The organism is Curtobacterium sp. MCBD17_032 (assembly GCF_003234855.1).
Classification (GTDB): domain Bacteria; phylum Actinomycetota; class Actinomycetes; order Actinomycetales; family Microbacteriaceae; genus Curtobacterium.
Genome location: NZ_QKTO01000001.1, coordinates 165,995 through 185,035, shown reverse-complemented (window position 1 = coordinate 185,035; position 19,041 = coordinate 165,995). Strand labels below are relative to the sequence as shown.

Genomic DNA, 19,041 nt, shown 5'->3' with positions numbered 1-19,041 from the left:
CCGCGCGCAGCGTCGGGCTGCTTGACTAGGGGTGATGGCACAGAAGGAACAGCGCTTCCGGAGCGAACAGCTCGAGGAGGCCCTCGCGAAGCAGGACGTGGCCGCGGTCGCGTACGCCCTGCGCAACGACATCGTGATCGTCCCGCGGCTCGTCACCGGGAAGAAGGACATGCAGGTCCGGGTGTTCGGCCGGGAGGGGTCGGACAAGCGCATCCTGCTGCTCTTCTCGTCGGCCGACGCCTACACCGCGATGGTCCCGGGGGAGAAGCTCCGGCAGGTCATGGTCTACGACGCCGAGCGGCTCGAGGAGTTCCTGGCGGCGCACCTCGACTCCCTCGAGGGCGTGTTCTTCGACATCGCCGGCCCGCACACCATGCAGGCCGAGCCCGCCGACCTGCTCGCGGCACTGCGCGCGTAGCGCCGCCCGGACCGACCGCGACCCGCTCGGATACCGTCGGGCCATGGGATCGATCCTGCCCGGCGTCATCGCCTTCGCCCTCGGCACGGTGCTCGCCGTCGCCGGCCTCGTCCCGTGGGCCGCGCGCGAGTACCGGCGACACGGACGGCTCGGCGTCCGCCGCGGCCTGCTCGCGTTCGGGACGCTCGTCTACGCCCTCGCGCTCGTGACCTACACACTCCTCCCGCTGCCGGACGACATCGCCGCCGTCTGCCGTGCCGATCCCCAGCCGCAGCTCCGGCCGTTCACCTTCGTCGGTGACATCGCCCGCGAGGGCGGCATCACCGGCCCGCGGTCCCTGCTCGGCAACCCCGCCGTCGCGCAGGTGCTCCTCAACGTGCTGCTGTTCGTGCCGCTCGGTGCGCTCGTCCGGCACGCGGTGCTCCGTCGGCGGCTCGTCGCGGGCCTCCTCGCCGGTGGCGCCGCGGGCTTCGTGCTGTCGCTGCTCATCGAGTTCACGCAGCTCACCGGCGACTGGTTCCTGTACCCGTGCGCCTACCGACTGTTCGACGTCGACGACCTCATCGCGAACACCGCAGGCGTGCTGCTCGGGACCCTGTTCGCGCCGGTCGTCGGCATGCTCGCCGGTTCGACGCGGCCGGCGGAGAGCCGGGCGCCGCGACCGGTCACGGCCGGCCGGCGGTTCTTCGGCATCCTCGCCGACGTCCTCGCCATCTGGTTCACCACCGGGCTGCTCACGTCGGTCACCTCGGTCGGTCTCGAGCTGATCGGGGTGCCGGACGGCGGACCGCTCGCGACCGCGCTCGGCATCACCGCCGCGTTCGCGGCGCCCGCGCTGCAGCTCGTCATCGTCCTGGTGTCCGGTCGGACCTTCGGTGAGCACGTCGTGCGGCTCCGGCCGGTGCCCGTGCCGGGAGGCGCGGCTCGGCTCGTGCGGTGGGCGCTCGGCTCCGGCGGGTGGTCGGCGCTCGTCGCCAGCGGGTTGCCGTTCTCCGGGCTGCTCGCGTTCGTGCTCGCGGTGGCGGCGGTCATCGGCGTGTGGGCGACGCGGGACCGGCGCGGGTTCGCGTCGGCCGTCGCGGGCACCGGGATCGAGGACGACGTCGACGCCGAGGCGGTGGCGGTCGAGCCGCGGTCCTGACGGCGGGGTGGTGCTCCCGCGGGGTCAGAACGCTGCGTCGAGCTCGCGTTCCCGCGGGGACTTCGTCATCGAGAACGCGACCCGCAGGGCCTCGCGGAGGTGCTCGGCGTCGGCGCCGAGGACGGTCGTGAAGCCGAGCCGGCCCGCCTCGGCCGCGCGCTGCTCGGCGCCCGTCGCCATGCGGATCTCGCCGGCGAGGCTGATCTCACCGACGGCCGCGAGCGTGTGCGGGTACGGGCGGTCACGAGCCGCACTCGCGAGTGCCAGCACGATGGCGAGGTCGGCGCCGGGTTCGGTGAGCTTCATGCCGCCGACGGTCGAGACGTAGACGTCGGCGTCCGAGAGCTTGATGCCGGCCCGTCGTTCCAGCACGGCGAGGAGCATCGCCACACGAGAGGCATCCACCCCGTTCACGACCCGACGCGGCTGCGGCGCCGAACTGGGGACGACGAGGGCCTGGATCTCGACCGGCAGCGCGCGGCGTCCCTCCATCGCGACCGTGATGCACGTGCCGGACACCGGGGCGCCGTTGCGGGACATGAACAGACCGCTCGGGTCGGGCACCTCGTGGATGCCGTCGCCCGCCATGTCGAAGCAGCCGACCTCGTCCGTCGGACCGAAGCGGTTCTTCAGCGCGCGGACGAACCGGAGCGCGGTCTGACGGTCACCCTCGAATTGGCAGACCACGTCGACGAGGTGCTCGAGCAACCGGGGTCCGGCGATCGTGCCGTCCTTCGTGACGTGCCCGACGATGAGGACGGGGAGCGCGGCCTGCTTCGCCACTCGGATCAGAGTCGAGGCGACCTCCCGCACCTGGGACGTGCCACCGGCGATGCCGTCGACGGACGCGGACGAGATCGTCTGCACGGAGTCGGCGATGAGCAGGTCCGGCTGCACCTGTTCGATCTGGCCGAGGATGACGCCGAGGTCGACCTCGCTCGCGAGGAAGAGGTCGTCGTGCATGGCGCCGGTGCGCTCGGCGCGGAGCCGCACCTGGTCGACGGACTCCTCGGCGCTGACGTAGAGGACGCGCTTGCCCATCGAGGCCGCACGCGACGCGACCTCGAGCAGGAGTGTCGACTTGCCGACCCCGGGCTCGCCGCTCAGCAGGACCGCGGCACCGGGGACGATCCCGCCGCCGAGCACGCGGTCGAACTCGCCGATGCCGGTCTGCCAGCGCTGCACGGTGCCGCCACGGGCCTCCGTGATCGGCCGTGCGATGCGGTTGCCGGTGACGGCGATCGACGCCGTGCCACGGGTGCTGGCGGTCGCCGCCGAGGCGTCCTCGACCGTCCCCCAGGACTGGCACTCGCCGCAGCGACCGACCCACTTGATGCTGGTCCATCCGCACTCCGTGCAGCGGAACGAGGACTGGGGGCGGGCCATGAGACGAGGTTAGGGCGCTCCGCCGACATCGGTCGGCTCGTCGGCGCGGTCGCCGACGAACGTGTCGGCGCCGGTGTCGACCTCGGCTCCCTCGCCGGTGTCGGCCCCGGTTCCGGTTCCGGTTCCGGTGCCGGTGCTGGTGTCGACGGGGTCGCCGTTGCCGTGGCGGCCCGGCAACGGGACCGATCCGGTCACACGCTGGCGCAGGCGCTCGAGGGAGTTCGGCCGGTTCGCCGTGTCGAGTGCCGCGGCGTCGTCGGTGTCCTGCTCCGCGCGAGCGTGCGCGACGTCGCCGGCCTGGCTGCCGAGCTCCTCGGCTTCCCGCGCGGAGAGGTACCGGCGGATCGCCGCGACGGTGTCCACACGAGCGTCGACCGCCGGTTCGAACGCGCTCGCCCAGATTTCGTACCCGCGGTCGTTCGGGTGGAACAGGTCCCCGTACGTGTTGAAGAACGTCCGCCGGATCCCGACCCGCTTCGTGATCGTGTGCAGCGGCGCCACCGTCAGACCGAGCTCGCCCGCCACCCGGTGGATGATTTCGTTCGCGACCGCCACCTTCCGCTCCCGGTCCGGAACGAACATGCACGGCAGTTCCCCGACGATGGCGTGCGACGGCACCGCCCCGTAGATCGCCCGGATGTTGCGCTCGAACTTGTCCGGATGGAAGTCCGCGATGTCGTTCGCCCCGATGGAGACCGTGCAGACGTCCGGGCTGTACTGGTGCAGCTTCGGGAGCTGGTGCTGCTTCGCCCCCCAGGTCGTCGCACCGGACACGCTGAGGTTCACGACCCGCACGGTCATCCGCGAACGGTGTCGGATGCGACGAGCGAGCAGGCCGACGTACCCACGACCCGGAGCCGTCGCGCCGACCCCCTGCGCGGCGGAGTCGCCGATCGCCACGTACGTGAGCTGGCCGTCGTGGTGCAGTCGTTCGCGCCACCAATCGGCGTGCACGGGGAGCATGTCGACCACCCGCTGGGACGCTGCCCGTTGCCCGCGGATGCCCGCCCGCGCGCCGAAGCCGGCGGCTCCGCTGACGACGGCCGCGCCGACGACGGAGGACAGCAGGGCGACGAGGGTGCGCGTTCTCATGGCGGAGACGGTACGCGCGGAGCCTCGGATCGCGGTCACCGGCGCGGAGGTCTGGGGAGGAGGCGGCGGACGCCGCCGCGTGTGGACGGGGGGCGCGTCGGGTGGCGTGACGGGCCTCCCGGATCGTGTAAACTCTCTCCCGGTACCGTGTCCGAGCGGCCTAAGGAGCATGTCTCGAAAACATGTGTGGGGGCAACTCCACCGTGGGTTCAAATCCCACCGGTACCGCCACAGGGTCATTTGCAAGTCTGAGGTATCAGCGTTTGCAAGTCTCACCCAACAGAAGAGCCCCCGGCAGATGCCGGGGGCTCTTCTGTTTGTCCGGGTCAGGCCGGGGGTTCCGGCAGCGCGGGCTCCTCGTAGGGCACGAGTTCGCGGGGCGGCGGGTTTCGGAGGTAACGGGTTTCGCCGCGACGGTCTCGGGACCGCTGCAGGTACTCGCCTTCCTTCTTCCTCGGCTGGGGTGCCCGTCCGGCTGCTGCTCGCAGCTGCTGCTCTCGGAGCGCGTTCTCGAAGTTGATGATGCGCGTCATGTTGGACCGGACGGCGAGGAGTGCGAGTGCGAGCTGTTGGGCGGCGAGTCCACGCATCGGGCGGTTCGTGGTGACGTGGAGCTTGTGGTCGCGTTGCAGCAAGTCGTTGGTGGATTCGCTGCTGCTGCGGTCGGAGCGGTAGGTCTTGAACCACTGGCGGCCGTTGTGGCGGAGCATCTGCCGCTGCTGCACGTGCTCGGTGGGCTTCACGGTGACGCTTGTCTGGCAGCACACCCGGTAGTCCTTCTGCCGGTCGCTGATGTTTGCCCGCTGAATACGGACACGGTCTGCTTCATCGTCCGGCACAGCTTTCGGGTGAAGCTTCCGCAGCGGGCAGGACGCCGTTGGTGAGATACCGGAAGCGGGGCAGCTGAGCCGGAGCGTGCCGTCGGGCTTCTTCTCGTGCACGCTGAGCTCGTAGCGCTCGAGCTTCTCGAGTTCTTTCCAGTACTCCGCATCGGTCAACTGACCGGCTTCCCATCGTTTAGTTACCTCGAGCAGGTCGAACGGAGTGGACGGGCAGACGTAGCGTCCCTCGACCATGATTGCGCCGCCGAGCGCCCCATTGGTGATTCCCTTCTGCCGGTCGACATAGTCCTTGACCACGGGGATGCGTCGACGTACGAGTTCTTCGTGGAAGGCGTCTTTGAGCTGCGAGTACCCGCGGTCGAAGGAGAATCGGGTCAGTTCGTACCCGCGCGCTTGTAGGGAGTCGAGCAGGTCGATTGCGTGGTCGCCGATGCGCTTGTTTGGGGTGCCGAGGCTGATGGCGCGGATGAGCTGTGGTGCCTGCAGCTTCTTGTCGAGGTCGGGGTCCTCGATGACGTCGATGATGATGTTCGCCATGTAGGACAGTTCCCACTTGACGCGGGATACACGCTTCTCGTCGTCGGCGTTGCGTTTCTTCGCGCCCTTCTTCTTCGGCGCCCAGTCGGCCTCGAGCGCGAGCACCCGCCGTCCTTCGGCCTTGTCAGTGGTCGTGTCGAGCTTGTTCCGCATCGGCACTTCGTTCCCGTCCTTGTCCCGCTTCCACCGTGCTTGGTGCACCCCGGCGGTCACCTGGCTCTGGTCGATGGTGAACGCTGTCTTCCTGCGTCGGAACTCCGGCGCCTGCTGCCGAATCGACATCTCGACGAGAGCGTTCATGAACCACTCTCCCCGGGCGCGCATCCGCGCAACGAACGCTTCGTCGAGGTTCGCTTCCCACGCCTGACGCTCTTCCAACGTCATCGCCTTCCATTTGGTTCGCTGGAACCCGTCGTTTGCCACGTACGGGTCGAACGTCGCGATGATGCGGTGGATGGCGCGGTGGGCGAGGAAGTACCAGTTCTTGAACGGGTTGTCGTAGAGGTGGGCGATGCCGAGTACCTCACGTGCCTCGGGGGTGAGACGGTGTTCCAGCGCCCGTTCCATGTCGCGGACACGGACGGTCGACTCCTCCATGACGAGGATGAGCGCGACGGTGAGGATGACGGCGTCGGAGATGTCGGGCTGCGGCCCGCCGGCACGTTTCCCCGCCACCGCCCGGTCGAACCGTCGCCATCCGACGAGGGCCGGCAGGACGCGCGACTGCAGTAGGCGGTTCAGCCATGTCTGTGCAAGGTCCGCGTCGATGGGCGTCATGGAGCCCGCGCCGGCGGCAATTTCCCGGTCGGTGAGGCCACCGTCGGTCGAGGCTGCGAGCACCTCGAGGGTAAGGGCGACAGTGTCGTCCCAGGACAGCGATTCCATCGTCATCGGGCGTCACCGCCATCCTGCTTGTCGCGGCGCTCCTGCAGCTGCTCCCGGAGCTCTGTGAACGTTGCGGAGTCCGGGGCGGCGGCCGGCATGTAACGCGACGCTGAACGTCGCTTGTTTCGCGGAACCTCGGCGCGGAATCGCTTTGGCATCCAATCCGCCTCCAGCGCTGCGATACTGCAGCGTTCCGTGTGGACGTGCTCCGCCGTCCTGGGCACGGATGACTGCGCGCTTCCGGCTGGCACGGCGGTCTGGTCCAGGTGGAGCGCGACGTCTGCACGGCGCAGTGCAGTGTTCGCGAGGTCGTGCGGAGCCAGTGGTCGGTTCTGCCCCTCGATGTCACGACGCAGCTTCCGGTGTGAGGTGGCCCGCTCGCGGTCAAGTGCCGTGGGACGCATGTGAGCCGACGGCTGGCGGAGTACCGCGTCCCAGTCGGTCAAGTCGGCCGGTGCGACGCGCGGCAGGTAGCGGCGGAGCGTCTGAATATCGGGCATGCCGGCGGCCTGCATGAGCACGCCGAGAGGGAGTACCGGCAGCTGGCTGAGCACCCACGTGTCGCGGAGTCGCTGCGCGAACGGGGCGGGGTGCTCGCCGACGCAGAACCACGTCAGTGTGCGAGGTCGAGTGTCGTCAGCCACGCTGGGGAAAAGGACGTGCCTGTCGGCTTCGAATGAGTCGATGACGTCGTCGATGTACGTTGCCCACTCGGTCTGGATTGGGACGATGCGCGGGTATCGACCCGTGACGCGGACGCTGTAGCCGGTTGCGGTGCGGACGATATCGCGGCCGCGAACGTGTGCGCATTCGACGGACTGCAGGCCGGCACCGCCGGCGAGGGCGAGGAACGTCTTCGCATAGCGGCGGTGCACTGCGTTTTTGCGTGCGGTGGCCCAGCTTTCGATTTCGGCCAATTCTGCCGCCGTGTAGGGGACGACTCCGTGGCTGATGCGTCCGCGATTCTTCCGGTTGTGGTCGACGTCAGCGACGGCACTGGCGACTCGGAACAGCAGCGAGTGCAGCGTCTTGTGCAGGCTCGCCTGCTTGTTCGGGGACCGCATGCGGATGTAGCGGCCGAGCAGCGTCGGGTGGAACAGTTCGGTCCGGTTGAGAGGGGCGCGCTCTTCGTTGACGGCCCACAGGATGTAGTGGGTGACGACGGAAAGCATGCGGAGGCCGACGGTCGCGTTCGACGGGCCGGAGTCGAGTACCGCCTGGCGTGCGAAGTCCTTCACACGGTCCCAGTCACGCGGCACGACGGTGGAGGGGCGGTACTGCATCAGCGCCTCCCCTACACTCGGCGAGTCGTGGTCATTAGTAGGAACAAAGTGTGCTACAGGAGCTGCGGGAGCGGAAGGGGTGGTGTGGTTTCGTTCGGTCATGCCAGGGCTATGCGCGGCCTTATCTCCCGGCCGGGATCTGGAGTGTCAGATCGCGCCGAGGAGCGGTCTGGGATGCGCACCCTCTCGTGGGAAAACCCCTGATCACGGATCAAACGTCCGCGGCGCTTCCCCGCCTGACTCCTCTAGGAAGTCCACTTTTGCGTCTGTTCATCCCGGGCGTGTCGCAAGCCCGAGGCGGTACTTCAACTGCTCGACCATCGCGCCTCACGGCTGCAGCCGAACCTTCGGCGGAGCGGAGGAACGGCTCCTGCTCGTAACTACCCCGGGTTCTCGCGGGGAGCCAGCTAGCGTCCCATTGAGCTGAACGGGGGCAGCACCAGAGGGATCCTCGCGCCGATAGCTCCCGGGCAGATTGAGTTGATCGGCGATCAGCCGGCTCACCGAGATGTCACGAAGTGACGACTGCCACATCCACCCGGAATGCTCCGGTCAACTGTTTCGAGCGCTCGACGTTGCGTCTGCGCGGTGTTGCTGCATTCAGCGACGGCGCCCCTGCGACCCCGATGCCGTCGTCACGGTCCGCCAAGCGCAGCCAGCGGGCCAGGCAGGACTCGGAGACACCGAAGTCCTTCGCGACCTGCCGCACTGACGTCTCGCCCTTCCGGGCGACCGCGATCACGTCACGGCGGAACTCTTCCGGATACGCCTTCACCATGGCGCACATCCTTTCAGCAGGAGCCAATGCCCCTACCTCTCAGGAGTCAACCGAGCCTGCAGCAGTCCCCCGGGCCGTCAGTCATGAACGAACGGCAGTACCCGGTCGAGCGCTTCTGCGGATTGCAGCCCGGCGGTTCGCAGCAGCAGCTTTAGTGGGGTGCCTCGTTCAAGGTGTCCGACCAGCCATGTCGCTCGCATCCGTCGGGTCTGCAGCGGTACTTCGGGTCCTGTGCGTGAGACGAAGTCGGTGATGAGGTTGATGTTGCCGCCGCGCTGGTCGGTACGGAACGCCCATCCTTCGCCGTCCATGAACTGCAGCCGTGCGTGCAGGCCCGCGTCCCACTCGTGGAGTACCGGTACCTCGCGTTCGTTGTCGCCAGCGACTCGAACGATCAGTGCTGCGCCTACTTCGGCAACGTGCTCGAGTCGCTGCCGGATGATTTCCGCCCCGGTTAGGCCGGCGCCGAAGCCGAGAGACAGTAGCGCAGCAGCTGAGGTTCGCCGTTCGACGGACGTTTGCGCTCGCGACCAGCCTTCGAGGGTCGCTTGTTCGGCGACCGTGTAGGGCGTGACCGCGTCCGCTTTCCCGAGGGCCTTGAACTTCCCGACCGCATCGTCGCCGAGGAGCGCTTCGGAGACGCGGCGAAGCCGGGCTCGGATGGTGTTCCGGCTGGCACGATTGTAGCCGGCGAGGTGATGCGTCACGAATCGATTGACCATGTACGGGTCGAACACGGACGCGTCGTCGAGTGGCGCGTATTCACTGCGGGAAAAGTGAGTCAGGCGCGTAACTGCGGGGTACAGCTCTCTCGCGTTGTACGTGACCAGAGGTTCTGCTCTGGCGACGACGTCATGGACGTATGGTGCGATGGCGTCCCAGTCCTGTGCCGGGAGCTGTGGCCGGTATGGACGACTTAGCTCAGCCATGGCGTTGCTCGTCGCTCTGCGCCTTGCCCTCTACGCTTTCGGTATGGGTCGTCCGATGCGTGCATTGCCGGTGGAGCTTGCGGACGCGCCGTGGCCGGAGGTGCCTTCCTCGGACCAGTTCGGGGAGATCGCTCGTCAGTTCGTGTTGAACGTCCGCGACGCGATGGCGGGGCGAAGTCTTCGGGCGGTCGCTGCGGATGCCGGTATCGGGCATGTCACCCTGCAGCGGGTTCTTGCCGGTCAGGCGTGGCCGGACCTTGTGACGATCGCGCGTCTTGAGGTGGGGTTGGATGCGGCGTTGTGGCCGAGGCATCCTGTGTCGTGAATCGGTCGTTGAAGCGGTGGGCCATCTCGTAGAACGCCGCCCACCCCGCTGGGCTTCGTTCCTGCGGTTCCGGCGGGTACCAGTCACCGTCAACGAGATCGGCAAGTTCCTGCATCGACGTCCACGTGTTTGGGTCATGCTCGTCGAACGTCGGGGGAGTGCGATGGGTGGGGAGGCCGCAGCGTTCGTCGTAGTCGTTACGGTCCGCGACGAACTCGAGCGCGATACGGCGCAGGCGCCGACGGAGCTGCGCGTCCCGGCCGACGGACGAGATGCTGACTTCTCGTGTGTCGAGGTCCAGTCGGGCGGCCGCATGTGCCTTGCCGTGAGTAACGATGATCGTGACGGCGGAGCCATGAGCGATCGCTTCCACGACTACGCCTTCCGGTGGCAGCACGGACGTTGGCCAGCCCAGTCGGGGGATCTCGCGTCCTCGAAGGAGGGACGCGATCTCCCTCAGCACCCCAACACCGTCGGTCATAGTTACGAACATACGCCTTCTCGGAGGAAGCGTCCATCCCTACATCCTTGGCAGCGGCGGCCCCAGGAAGGACGACATCGAATGGTGCAGCGGTCCTACTCCTCTCGCCATGACGTGTGATTCCGCGACGGCGAAGTCCAGCTACGCTTTCCCTGCCTCGCATGAGGCCTTGCCCGAGCATGGGGTGGAGGAGAACGATGATCGGCCGGTCGGAAGAACTCGCCACGCTGCGCAGCATCATCACTCAGGTCGTCACGACCGGTCAGGCCGTCATCGTTGAGGGCGAAGCAGGTATCGGAAAGTCGGCGCTGATCTCCGAAGCCGTTCAGTTGACCGTCGACGCGGGGTTCCGTCAGCTGCGGTGCACGGGGATGCAGAGTGAGACGACGGCCGGGTTCGCGAGTCTGCATGAACTGCTACACCCGGTGCTCGGTCAAATTCACACGCTCCCGTCGCGACAGCGGGGAGCGCTGTTAACCGCGTTTGGGTTTGAGGACGGGCCCGAGCCTGACCGGCTGCTCATCAGCCTCGCGGTGCTCGGCTTGCTTGAAGAAATTGCTTCACAGCAGCCAGTGGTCCTGATTGTGGAGGACTTACAGTGGCTGGACGCGTCCACGGTCGAGGCCATCACGTTCGTTGCGCGGCGGCTCACGACTGCGCCGATCCTGATGCTGATCGCTGCTCGAACGAGCGGCGAAGTCTTAGCTGGTGACCCGCTCACCGGGCTTCCGCTCACGCGAATCAACTTGGGACCGTTCACCGTCGGTGAGTCGCGCGAATTTTTGGACACCGTACCTGTCGAACTCACTCGCGAGCAGCGCTCGAGGGTGCTGGACGAAGCAGCGGGCAATCCGCTGGCTCTGCGGGAATTCGCGACCTCTGTGAGCACGACAGCAGGCGATGATGCGCTCTCGCCGTTCGGCCGGCTCCCGACGACACGACGACTCGAACAGAACTTCCTCGGCACGGTTTCGGCGCTTCCGTTCGGCTGCCGCCGCATGCTTCTCCTCGCGGCCACGGCACACGACCCCGTCGTTAACGAACTCTTCGCGGCGGGGCAACTTCTCGGCCTTGCACCGTCGGAGCTGGATGCCGCGGAGCGTGCGGGTTTGGTTTCCGTCTCCGGTGGACGTCTCAGTTTCCGGCACCCGTTGGTGCGGTCGGCTGTGTATGGGGCCGCCACGACGACCGAACGAGGACAGGCGCACCACGCGCTCGCGGAGGTGAGTACCGACTTCTCTCGGGCCGCCTGGCACCGAGCCGCGGCATCGGACAAGCGCGACGAACGCGTAGCAGCGGAACTGGAGGAGGCAGCCGAACAAGCCCGGCGACGGGGGGCGCAACCTGAGGCAGTCGCAGCCCTTCATCGGGCGGCGACGCTGACCCCAAATGTCGGCGACCGTGTGCGGCGACTCGCCACTGCGGCGGAGATCGCGCGTCGAGCCGGAGCGACCGCCGTGTCGGCCCGCTTGGTGGAGGAAGCGATTCCGCTGGCAGGCGACGAGCAGGTGGTGGTCGGGCTGACCTCGACGCAGTTGCTACTCAGCATGACCGCAGGCACGCCGGGGCCGAGCGGCGTGGAACTGATGGGGCTGGCACGCCGCCTCGGGGGCGCGGAGGGCACCGATCACCCCGCGGAGCGGATCGCCGTGCTCTGGACTGCCGCTGTCGGCTACTACGGGCAACCTGCCTCCGACGAGGCGCGGCACCGGGTGGAAGCAGAGGTCCTCGCTATTGAGCCCAGCAGGTGGGACCCGTACCGGCAGATGGCACTGGGCCTGCTCGATCCGGTTCATCGAGCGGCCGAGCTTCGGCCGGAACTGCCTCGGCTCGCAGCCGCCCTTTCGGAGGACACCCTCGGGTTGCAGAGCCTGGCGCTAACATCCGAGTCCTTACAAGACCTACCGATGGCGTTCGAGAGCTGGAGCATGGCGGCCGATCGCGCTCGCCGGACCGGATTCCAGAGCGATGAATGCCAAGCGCTCCGCGGGCGTGCGAACATGCACCTGATGCTCGGCCGGCTGTTGCCAGCTCTCGACGACATCGAACGCGCGATGCGGATGGTGGAGGACCAGGCGTTGCCTGTCACTGAGGCCGCAGTTACTGCCATAGCTGCACGGGTGATGGCGTGGCAGGGGGACCTTGTTCGGGCTTCGGCAATCCTGGCGAGGAGCCGGGAACGAGCCGCTGAGGCCCCCTTGGCCTTGGTGAGTGCGGATCAGGCGTGGGCGGGCGGACTGATCGCCCTGGCAGAGCAGCGATATCAGAGCGCGTGGGCCGAACTTGCCGATGTCGCGAACCACCCTGTGACTGCCATGTGGGCAGTTGCCGACCTCACAGAAGCAGCGGTGCGGGCTGGTGCACATGTTGCGGTCACCCCGATCGTCGAGAGCGCTGCCCGGGATGCAGAAGTGATGGGAGCGGCGCATCTCGACATGTTGATTGGCCGGAGCCGCGCCCTGCTTGCGCCTGAGGACGACGCCGAGCTGCACTTCCGCTCAGCAATCAACTCCGGGGTGGCCGCGGGCACTCTGCTGGAACTCGCCCGAACCCGCCTCCTCTACGGGGAGTGGTTGCGTCGACAGCGCCGGCCGCTGCATGCACGCGAGCAACTTGGACAGGCCCTCCGAACCTTCGAAGCTGCCGGTGCTCGAGCACTAGTTGGCCGGGTGCTGGCGGAGTTGCGCGCAGCAGGCGTCGCGACACCGAGCGCATCACACCGTCATCGATCCGACGCAATCTCACTGCTGACTCCGCAAGAGCTTCAGATCGCGCGGCTGGCGGCACGGGGAATGACGAACCGCGAGATCGCCGACCAGGTCTACCTGTCGCATCGCACGGTGAGCACCCACCTGTACAAAGCGTTCCCGAAGCTCGGCATCACCGCAAGAGGGCAACTACGGGAAGCGCTGAAGCGGGCCGATGATGGACAGAGCGAACTTCCACGCGAGCACGACTGAGCCGCCGCCACGACGTCCTGCAAGCCGGACGCCGCGGCGGAGACTCACGATCAACGAAGCGCAGCAGATCCGAGCGACCAGAGCTGTTCGGCGTTCTCGGCATCCACCGCATACCGAGCGACACCGCGGTCGTGGCCGGCGCCGTCCTCCAACTGCTCCGCTTCCTGATTGTCCTCGAAGTACCGTCCGGTCACACCCTCGACCAGCGGTGACGCGACGAGCAGCGCCGACGTCGCAGCGCCCTGGGCGGGGGTCTTAAAGAAGTCCTGCTCAATGCGGTTGCCGTCGGAGTCCAGCGCACCCATGGCGCGGAGGGTGTCCTCGTCGAGGTGTCGCTGCAGACGCGTGGTGATCCATCCCGGCATTAGGGAGTTCGCACGAACTCCGTAGTCCCGCCACCGGTCCGCGATCCCGGCGGCCAGGAGCACGTCGGCCGTCTTCGACTGGGCGTAGGCGCCCCACCGGTCATACGGACGCACAGCGAAGTTCGGGTCCTCGAAGTGAAACGGCGACCGGAGGTGCGCCGTCGAGCTCACCGTGACGACCCGAGCCCCCTCCGCGGCGAAGAGATGATCCCGCAGACCGAGAAGTAGCGCGAAGTGGCCGAGGTAGTTCGTCGCAAGCTGCATCTCCCAGCCGGCGCCTGAGGTGCGCTTCTCCGGTAGCGCCATGATCCCCGCGTTCGCGACGACGCCGTGCACGGGCCCGTCTTGCTCCGCGGCGAACAGAAGCACCGAGTCGAGGTCACCGAGATCGAGTGGACGGACCGTGATGCTCCCGCCGTTCGTACCTGCGGCTCCGGCAGTGGCGGACAGCGCTCGCTCGCAATCACGGACGCCGATTGTCACGTCCGCACCAGCTCCGGAGAGGGCACGAACCGTCTCGAGTCCGATACCGGAGGCACCTCCCGTGACGACGTAGTGCCGACCGTGTAGGTCGACTCCGGCGAGGACTTCGGCGGCGGTGGCTTCCGGGCCGAACGGCGTCGTGAGCAAATCAGTCATGGTGGTTCTCCTCACGAGCGGTACGCAGACGGTCGAGAACGCGAGCCATCTGCTGTGGCATGTCGCCCGGCTTGCGGGCGGTGATGAACTGGCCGTCCTCGACGACCGGCGCGTCGACGTACGTCCCGCCCGCGGCGCGGACCTCGTCCGCGACCTCGCGCCATGACGTCATGTTTCGTCCTGCGACGAGTCCGGCGGAAGCGAGGACCTGAGGACCGTGGCAAACGGCGCCGATGACTTTGCCCGAGGCTGCGAAGTCGCGGACGAACTCGAGGGCCTCGGGCAGGGTGCGCACCTCTGCCGGTGCGAGTCCTCCGGGGATGAACACGGCGTCGTAGTCGGACGGATTGGCCAGCGCGATGGGCTGCAGGCCGGTCGAGAGTGCAAGTCCCTTGTATGCAGTGACGGTTTCACCGGTCGGGGTGAGGACGTCGACGTCGTAGCCCTCTTCCACGAACCGGTAGTAGGGGTAGAAGAACTCGACGTCCTCCACGCGGTCGGCAGTGACGATGGCGATGCGGCCGAGCGGCGCCTCGTCTTGGCGGATGGCAGCTCGGTTGTCGGTGACCTGGGGGTCGATGGTGGTGGGCAAGGCTCTCTCTTCTCTCTGTTCGGCGGTCGTATCTGACCGGCATGGTTTGACAACCATCAAACCGTGGCCATCATTCCTGGTAGGTTCGACGTATGTCAAACGTTCCGACGCAGGATCATCGCGACCCGTTTCCGCTGCCGGCCGTCGCCGACCTCGACCTGGTGCAGGTGCTCAAAGCAGCGGGAGACCCGGCCCGGCTGGTCATCCTCGAACGGCTGTCCGACGGCGAGTACCACCCGTGCAACCTCACCGACTACCGGCTCGAGATCCACAAGGCAACGCTGTCTCACCACTTCAAGGTCCTCCGCGAAGCCGGATGGACCCGTACACGCGTGACCGGTCGCGAGTACGCCGTTCAACTCCGCCGGGACGCACTTGACGCGCGATGGCCCGGGCTTCTAGGCGCTGTGATCACCGCCGCCCTCCGTGACAACCCCGAGGCCGAACTACCTCCGGCGTAGCGGTCGGTCGTAGTCCGACGCGAACGCCGCTGAACGAGAGAGTGATGTTCGAGCATCCGCCTTGTGGAGAAGTTGGCTCCGGTGTTACCGAACAACGGCGACCGGGACGCCTTCCCGGGGAGCGCACCGTGCGCTTCCAATGATCGTCGTTCGGTGTGGTCCAGGTCGCTGCCTGGGTAGTCGGGGCCCGCACGCTCAGTGGCCTGTTGTGCCCGCCGAGCGGAGCGACGAGTCAGTCGAGACGGGTCAGGAGGTTTCGCTTTCGCACGTCCACCAGCGAAAGCGTCCGGTACCCAGCACGGGGGAAAAAGACAGTGAGTCGGTCGTCCTCGGTGCTCATGATGTTGCCGTCGCCCCACACCGGATGGCGCACGGAAGCGTCCGGAGGCCACTCCTCGTCGTGGGCACCGTCTGCTGGATGGGAACCAACGGCGTAGGCAGTGCCCGCGGTGCAGGTGTCGCAGTTTCCGCAGGGGTGTGCCAGCTCGCCACCGAAGTACCCAAGGAGGAACTGTCGTCGGCACGCGCGCGTCTCCGCGTATTGACGCATCATGTCGATGCGCGACTGCTCGACGTGCTCACGCTCATCAGCGCGCTGCTCGGCGGCCTGGATCGCTTCCCCTAAATTCCAATTGTGCTCGGCGATATGGGCAAGCCCGCTCTCCTGATCGAGAAGGACGGACGCCTCGACGAGGAGATTGGCCGCTCGGCCTGCAGCGTGATCCGACAACCCTGCGGCGGTGGCCAGGGCCGATCGCGACAGGTTCCCACTCCGTGGGACGGCAGTGAAGACTGCACGGACAGCTTCCGGATTTGGGCTGCCGGAGGCGAAGAACCGTCGGATGCCGAGGTCGCCGGACAAGTAATGCAACGTCGCGACTGCAGCCGATCGGTCGCGGCCAGCGCGACCAATTTCTTGGTAGTAAGCGTCAACGGACTCGGGGATGTCGGCGTGGATGACGAACCTGACGTCAGGTTTGTCAATGCCCATACCGAAAGCAGTCGTGGCGACGACGACGTCGACATCGCCGTTGAGGAAGCCCTTGTGGACACGGGTGCGCTCGTGGTCGGGCAAGCCTGCGTGGTATGGCTGTGCATTCCGCCCCGCAGCGCGCAGCGCTGCTGCGTAGGTGGCAGTCTCAGCGTGCGTGGCGACATAGACGAGGCCCGCGCCGTTCGTGTTGGCAACCTGGCGAACGACGGCATCCGCCTTTGTGCCGCGGTCTTCGTGCCGCACCACTTCCAGCCGGATCTCCGGCCGGTCGAAACCGGCGGCAACCACGAGTGGTTCCCGCATCCCGAGACGTTCTAGGATCTCCCGCCGGACCGGCGCGGATCCTGTCGCGGTCAGTGCCAGGACCGGTGGCCGTCCCAGACGCGCGATCGCTGCGCCGAGAAGGAGGTAGTCGGGCCGGAAGTCGTATCCCCAGGAGGAAACGCAATGCGCCTCGTCCACCGTTACCAGTCCCACTCCCGCGGCTCGGAGTCGGGTGACCACCGAGTCATTGGCAAGCTGCTCGGGAGCGAGGAATACGTACCGTGCGCGCCTGGTAGTGATGTCATTCCACGCAGCGTGGATGTCCCTGACGTGCATTGAGGCGTTGATCATGACCGCTGGTGGCGTATCGGGATGACGTTTCAACCCGGCGAGCTGGTCTTCCTGTAGCGCAACCAACGGCGACACCACGACGATCAGGCCTTTTATCGCGAGGCCTGCCACTTGGTAGATCGCTGACTTCCCCGACCCGGTCGGTAGCACGGCGAGAGCATCCCGACCAGCCGTGACGGCGTCGATGACGTTGACCTGTGCGGGGTGCAACTGCCACCCGAAGACCTTCGAAGCGCGGGCGCGAAGCGACTCCTCCATCAGAGGCCGACTCGCCACGGAGTGTCGAACGGCTCGCGTTCGGGTACTGAGGGGCCGCACATCAGGTCAACCGTTTTCTGGTCAGGGGAACCCACTGATTGCCCACCCGACGGACGGCAGGTCCGTGGCCGGGGAGGATCAGTCGAGCACGAGGGAGTGCTTGTGCTGAGACGAACGCCCGATCGGGGTCGCTCGTGAAATAGGCGGGGATCATGCGCGGCCGTGCTTCCCAACGCGATGGTTGGGTGGCGTGGTGCGTGATGATGGCGTCGCCGGTCACCAAAGCTTCGGTGCCCAGTAGCTCGTACGCGGTTGAGCCTTCGGTGTGTCCCGGTGCACACACCGGTCGCAGCCCTCGGTTTTGGAAGTCGGCAGCGGTGAACGCTCGCGCGGATGGGACCCTCACTCGCGCAAGCCCACCCGACGCTACTGCGAAGCTCAGCCACCTGATGACTCGGAGCGACGCAACACGACCGCCGATGTCGGTGAAGGTGACCTGCTCGCGGTCCGGCCCTTGCACATTCGCAATCTCGCTTGCTGCGACGAGGACATCGACTTCAGGGTAACGCTTCAGAATTTCGGGGACACCTCCGACGTGATCCACATGTCCATGCGTGATAAAGATGCGTTTCAGTTCGGAAGGGTCATAGCCGGAGATGCGAATGCTGTCAACGACCAAAGCACTGTCGGCGGGATAGCCTGCGTCGATGAGGGAGACACCGTCGCGTCCGGCGAGGATCACTCAATTCGAAGCTGGCCCTTCAACAAAAACTACCCCATCTGCGATGTCGACTAAGGCGCGGATGTCACGATGTCTCACGTGTCGACAGTAAACGCTTTCGCTCTGTCGAGTGGCACTTTTTGATCCGTCAAATGACGTAGATCTTCGAGCAAAGTGTCTGCGGAGGAGCGGGCGTGGCAACGTTCGGGACCGAGGCGGGTCTGTGTAGAGGGGGTCGTCAAATAGCTCATTCAGCTGTACGCTCTGCCACCGGATTCGGCGCTACTGCCCGCTCCCATGCAGGTAATCATGTACGGATTGCACGGGTGCGAGAGTGAGGTCGGTCAGGATGTGGGAGGCACTGAGGACCTCGAGCACTGGTAGATCTGCCATCGGTACGAGGGCATGCTCGAACAATTGCAGGCGGGCCGGCCCCGTCCACGCTTCCTTGACCGTGATGTCGCTGATCTCAGTCCGGACGAGGTCGGCTGCACTAAGGCCCTGTGTGAACACGTTCGGGACGAGCTTGACCATGAAGGTCGGCACTGTGATCTGTGCAGCTGCCTCGTCCAGGGCGAGAGGCTCCCACTTGTAGGCCATCGTCGCCGTAGCGATTCGCTCCGAACCGCGATCGAGGGTGCCAACGAGTGCACCCTCTTCGACGTGCAAACGCGGGGCGCCGAGTGCCTTCGGGTACGCGCTGAGTTCGCGGCCCGAGACCGTCGCGGCGAAGTTGTTGAGGTACATCGAGTGCAAGTACTCACCGTGCTCGCCGTCGAGGGACACCTGGATAGCCTGACCCGACTCGACGTACGGACCGTATCCATCGACGTCGCCCATTTTCATGACCTCGAACCGAACCAGCGGCTCCGTCACCGTCATCGGTTCCGGCACGACTTGCCGTAGCGCTTCCGGGTCGGTGCGGTAGACGATGTTGAAGTACTCGCGGTCGATGAACCGGGTCGCGCGGAGCGGGTAAACGGGAGTGGCGAGGGGAGTGGTGCCACGGCGCAGAGCGTCGAGCGGATTCATCCTGCAGACCTCCCTAGTGCGGTATGGATCGGACCGAGTCGGATCGCGCCGAATGGCTGACGTTCACATGATCAACACCGTCTCGGATCCGCAGCATCCGTCGCATGACGTAGTTAGTCCTCTGGGATGTCGCTGTCCTCGACGCTCTTTCTCAACGGGTGCGTCGCGACCGCTCACCGAGTTGAGGCCTGCGAGGTGACCAGAGGGGAAGTGCCTCCGACCGGTTCGCCGGACCACCGAGCGACGGCACCATACGTCACGTAACGGATGCGCGTTCGGCATCGTCCTGGAAGCGTTCGTGGTTGAA

General features: G+C 66.6%; 16 protein-coding genes and 1 tRNA gene. 5 read left to right on the top strand and 12 right to left on the bottom strand.

Annotated features, from left to right (window positions below; translation table 11 throughout):
• Positions 1–34: 34 nt before the first annotated feature.
• Positions 35–418: an SseB family protein gene (locus tag DEI91_RS00890; protein WP_110858042.1), complete on the top strand. Its 384-nt coding sequence runs from the start codon at positions 35–37 to the stop codon at positions 416–418.
• A 43-nt stretch (positions 419–461) separates the two neighbouring features.
• The gene (locus DEI91_RS00885) at positions 462–1,559 is read left to right on the top strand and encodes a VanZ family protein (RefSeq protein ID WP_111050507.1); all 1,098 of its coding nucleotides are present in this window, start codon (positions 462–464) and stop codon (positions 1,557–1,559) included.
• A 24-nt stretch (positions 1,560–1,583) separates the two neighbouring features.
• Here the strand turns inward: DEI91_RS00885 and radA are convergent, their stop codons facing one another.
• Together radA and DEI91_RS00875 are read right to left on the bottom strand one after the other, a co-directional pair.
• On the bottom strand, positions 1,584–2,945 hold the full coding sequence (radA, locus tag DEI91_RS00880; protein ID WP_111050506.1) for a DNA repair protein RadA: 1,362 nt from the start codon (positions 2,943–2,945) through the stop codon (positions 1,584–1,586).
• 9 nt (positions 2,946–2,954) lie between these two features.
• Positions 2,955–4,037, bottom strand: coding sequence for an SGNH/GDSL hydrolase family protein (locus DEI91_RS00875; protein WP_146244154.1), 1,083 nt, complete (start codon positions 4,035–4,037; stop codon positions 2,955–2,957).
• 141 nt (positions 4,038–4,178) lie between these two features.
• On the opposite strand from DEI91_RS00875, the gene DEI91_RS00870 reads away from it, so the two are divergent.
• Positions 4,179–4,268 (top strand) — tRNA-Ser (locus DEI91_RS00870).
• 95 nt (positions 4,269–4,363) lie between these two features.
• On the opposite strand, the gene DEI91_RS00865 is transcribed toward DEI91_RS00870, so the two are convergent.
• The 5 genes from DEI91_RS00865 to DEI91_RS16415 all read right to left on the bottom strand — a co-directional run bounded on the left by DEI91_RS00865 (position 4,364) and on the right by DEI91_RS16415 (position 9,989).
• A complete protein-coding gene (locus tag DEI91_RS00865) occupies positions 4,364–6,307 on the bottom strand; it encodes a hypothetical protein (protein WP_111050504.1) in 1,944 nt (647 codons plus the stop codon).
• Positions 6,304–7,584 carry a hypothetical protein gene (locus tag DEI91_RS00860; protein WP_110904433.1) on the bottom strand — a complete coding sequence of 427 codons (1,281 nt, stop codon included), beginning with the start codon at positions 7,582–7,584 and terminating at the stop codon, positions 6,304–6,306. The genes DEI91_RS00865 and DEI91_RS00860 overlap by 4 nt, the downstream gene beginning before the upstream one ends.
• A 511-nt stretch (positions 7,585–8,095) precedes the next feature.
• Positions 8,096–8,362: a transposase gene (locus tag DEI91_RS16420; RefSeq protein ID WP_220038001.1), complete on the bottom strand. Its 267-nt coding sequence runs from the start codon at positions 8,360–8,362 to the stop codon at positions 8,096–8,098.
• A 77-nt stretch (positions 8,363–8,439) separates the two neighbouring features.
• Positions 8,440–9,099, bottom strand: coding sequence for a hypothetical protein (locus DEI91_RS15850; protein ID WP_146244153.1), 660 nt, complete (start codon positions 9,097–9,099; stop codon positions 8,440–8,442).
• A gap of 407 nt (positions 9,100–9,506) precedes the next feature.
• The gene (locus DEI91_RS16415) at positions 9,507–9,989 is read right to left on the bottom strand and encodes a hypothetical protein (RefSeq protein WP_146244152.1); all 483 of its coding nucleotides are present in this window, start codon (positions 9,987–9,989) and stop codon (positions 9,507–9,509) included.
• Positions 9,990–10,294: 305 nt separating this feature from the next.
• Between DEI91_RS16415 and DEI91_RS00845 the strand changes: the two genes are divergently transcribed.
• Positions 10,295–13,057 carry an AAA family ATPase gene (locus DEI91_RS00845; protein ID WP_111050503.1) on the top strand — a complete coding sequence of 921 codons (2,763 nt, stop codon included), beginning with the start codon at positions 10,295–10,297 and terminating at the stop codon, positions 13,055–13,057.
• Between the two features lie 50 nt (positions 13,058–13,107).
• Here DEI91_RS00845 and DEI91_RS00840 read toward each other — a convergent pair whose 3' ends face one another.
• Positions 13,108–14,061, bottom strand: a complete 954-nt coding sequence (locus tag DEI91_RS00840; RefSeq protein WP_111050502.1) for an SDR family NAD(P)-dependent oxidoreductase — start codon at positions 14,059–14,061, stop codon at positions 13,108–13,110.
• Entirely contained in the window at positions 14,054–14,653 is a 600-nt protein-coding gene (locus tag DEI91_RS00835) for a type 1 glutamine amidotransferase domain-containing protein (protein WP_181421640.1), read from the bottom strand. The genes DEI91_RS00840 and DEI91_RS00835 overlap by 8 nt, the downstream gene beginning before the upstream one ends.
• A gap of 92 nt (positions 14,654–14,745) precedes the next feature.
• Here DEI91_RS00835 and DEI91_RS00830 point away from each other — a divergent pair, with 92 nt between their 5' ends.
• The gene (locus DEI91_RS00830) at positions 14,746–15,114 is read left to right on the top strand and encodes a helix-turn-helix transcriptional regulator (protein ID WP_110904427.1); all 369 of its coding nucleotides are present in this window, start codon (positions 14,746–14,748) and stop codon (positions 15,112–15,114) included.
• 232 nt (positions 15,115–15,346) lie between these two features.
• On the opposite strand, the gene DEI91_RS00825 is transcribed toward DEI91_RS00830, so the two are convergent.
• The 3 genes from DEI91_RS00825 to DEI91_RS00815 all read right to left on the bottom strand — a co-directional run bounded on the left by DEI91_RS00825 (position 15,347) and on the right by DEI91_RS00815 (position 18,734).
• Positions 15,347–16,981: an ATP-dependent DNA helicase RecQ gene (locus tag DEI91_RS00825; protein WP_111050501.1), complete on the bottom strand. Its 1,635-nt coding sequence runs from the start codon at positions 16,979–16,981 to the stop codon at positions 15,347–15,349.
• 61 nt (positions 16,982–17,042) lie between these two features.
• Positions 17,043–17,723, bottom strand: a complete 681-nt coding sequence (locus DEI91_RS00820; RefSeq protein ID WP_111050500.1) for an MBL fold metallo-hydrolase — start codon at positions 17,721–17,723, stop codon at positions 17,043–17,045.
• A gap of 261 nt (positions 17,724–17,984) precedes the next feature.
• Complete coding sequence (locus DEI91_RS00815) at positions 17,985–18,734, bottom strand: acetoacetate decarboxylase (protein WP_111050499.1); 750 nt, start codon at positions 18,732–18,734, stop codon at positions 17,985–17,987.
• Positions 18,735–19,041: the final 307 nt, after the last annotated feature.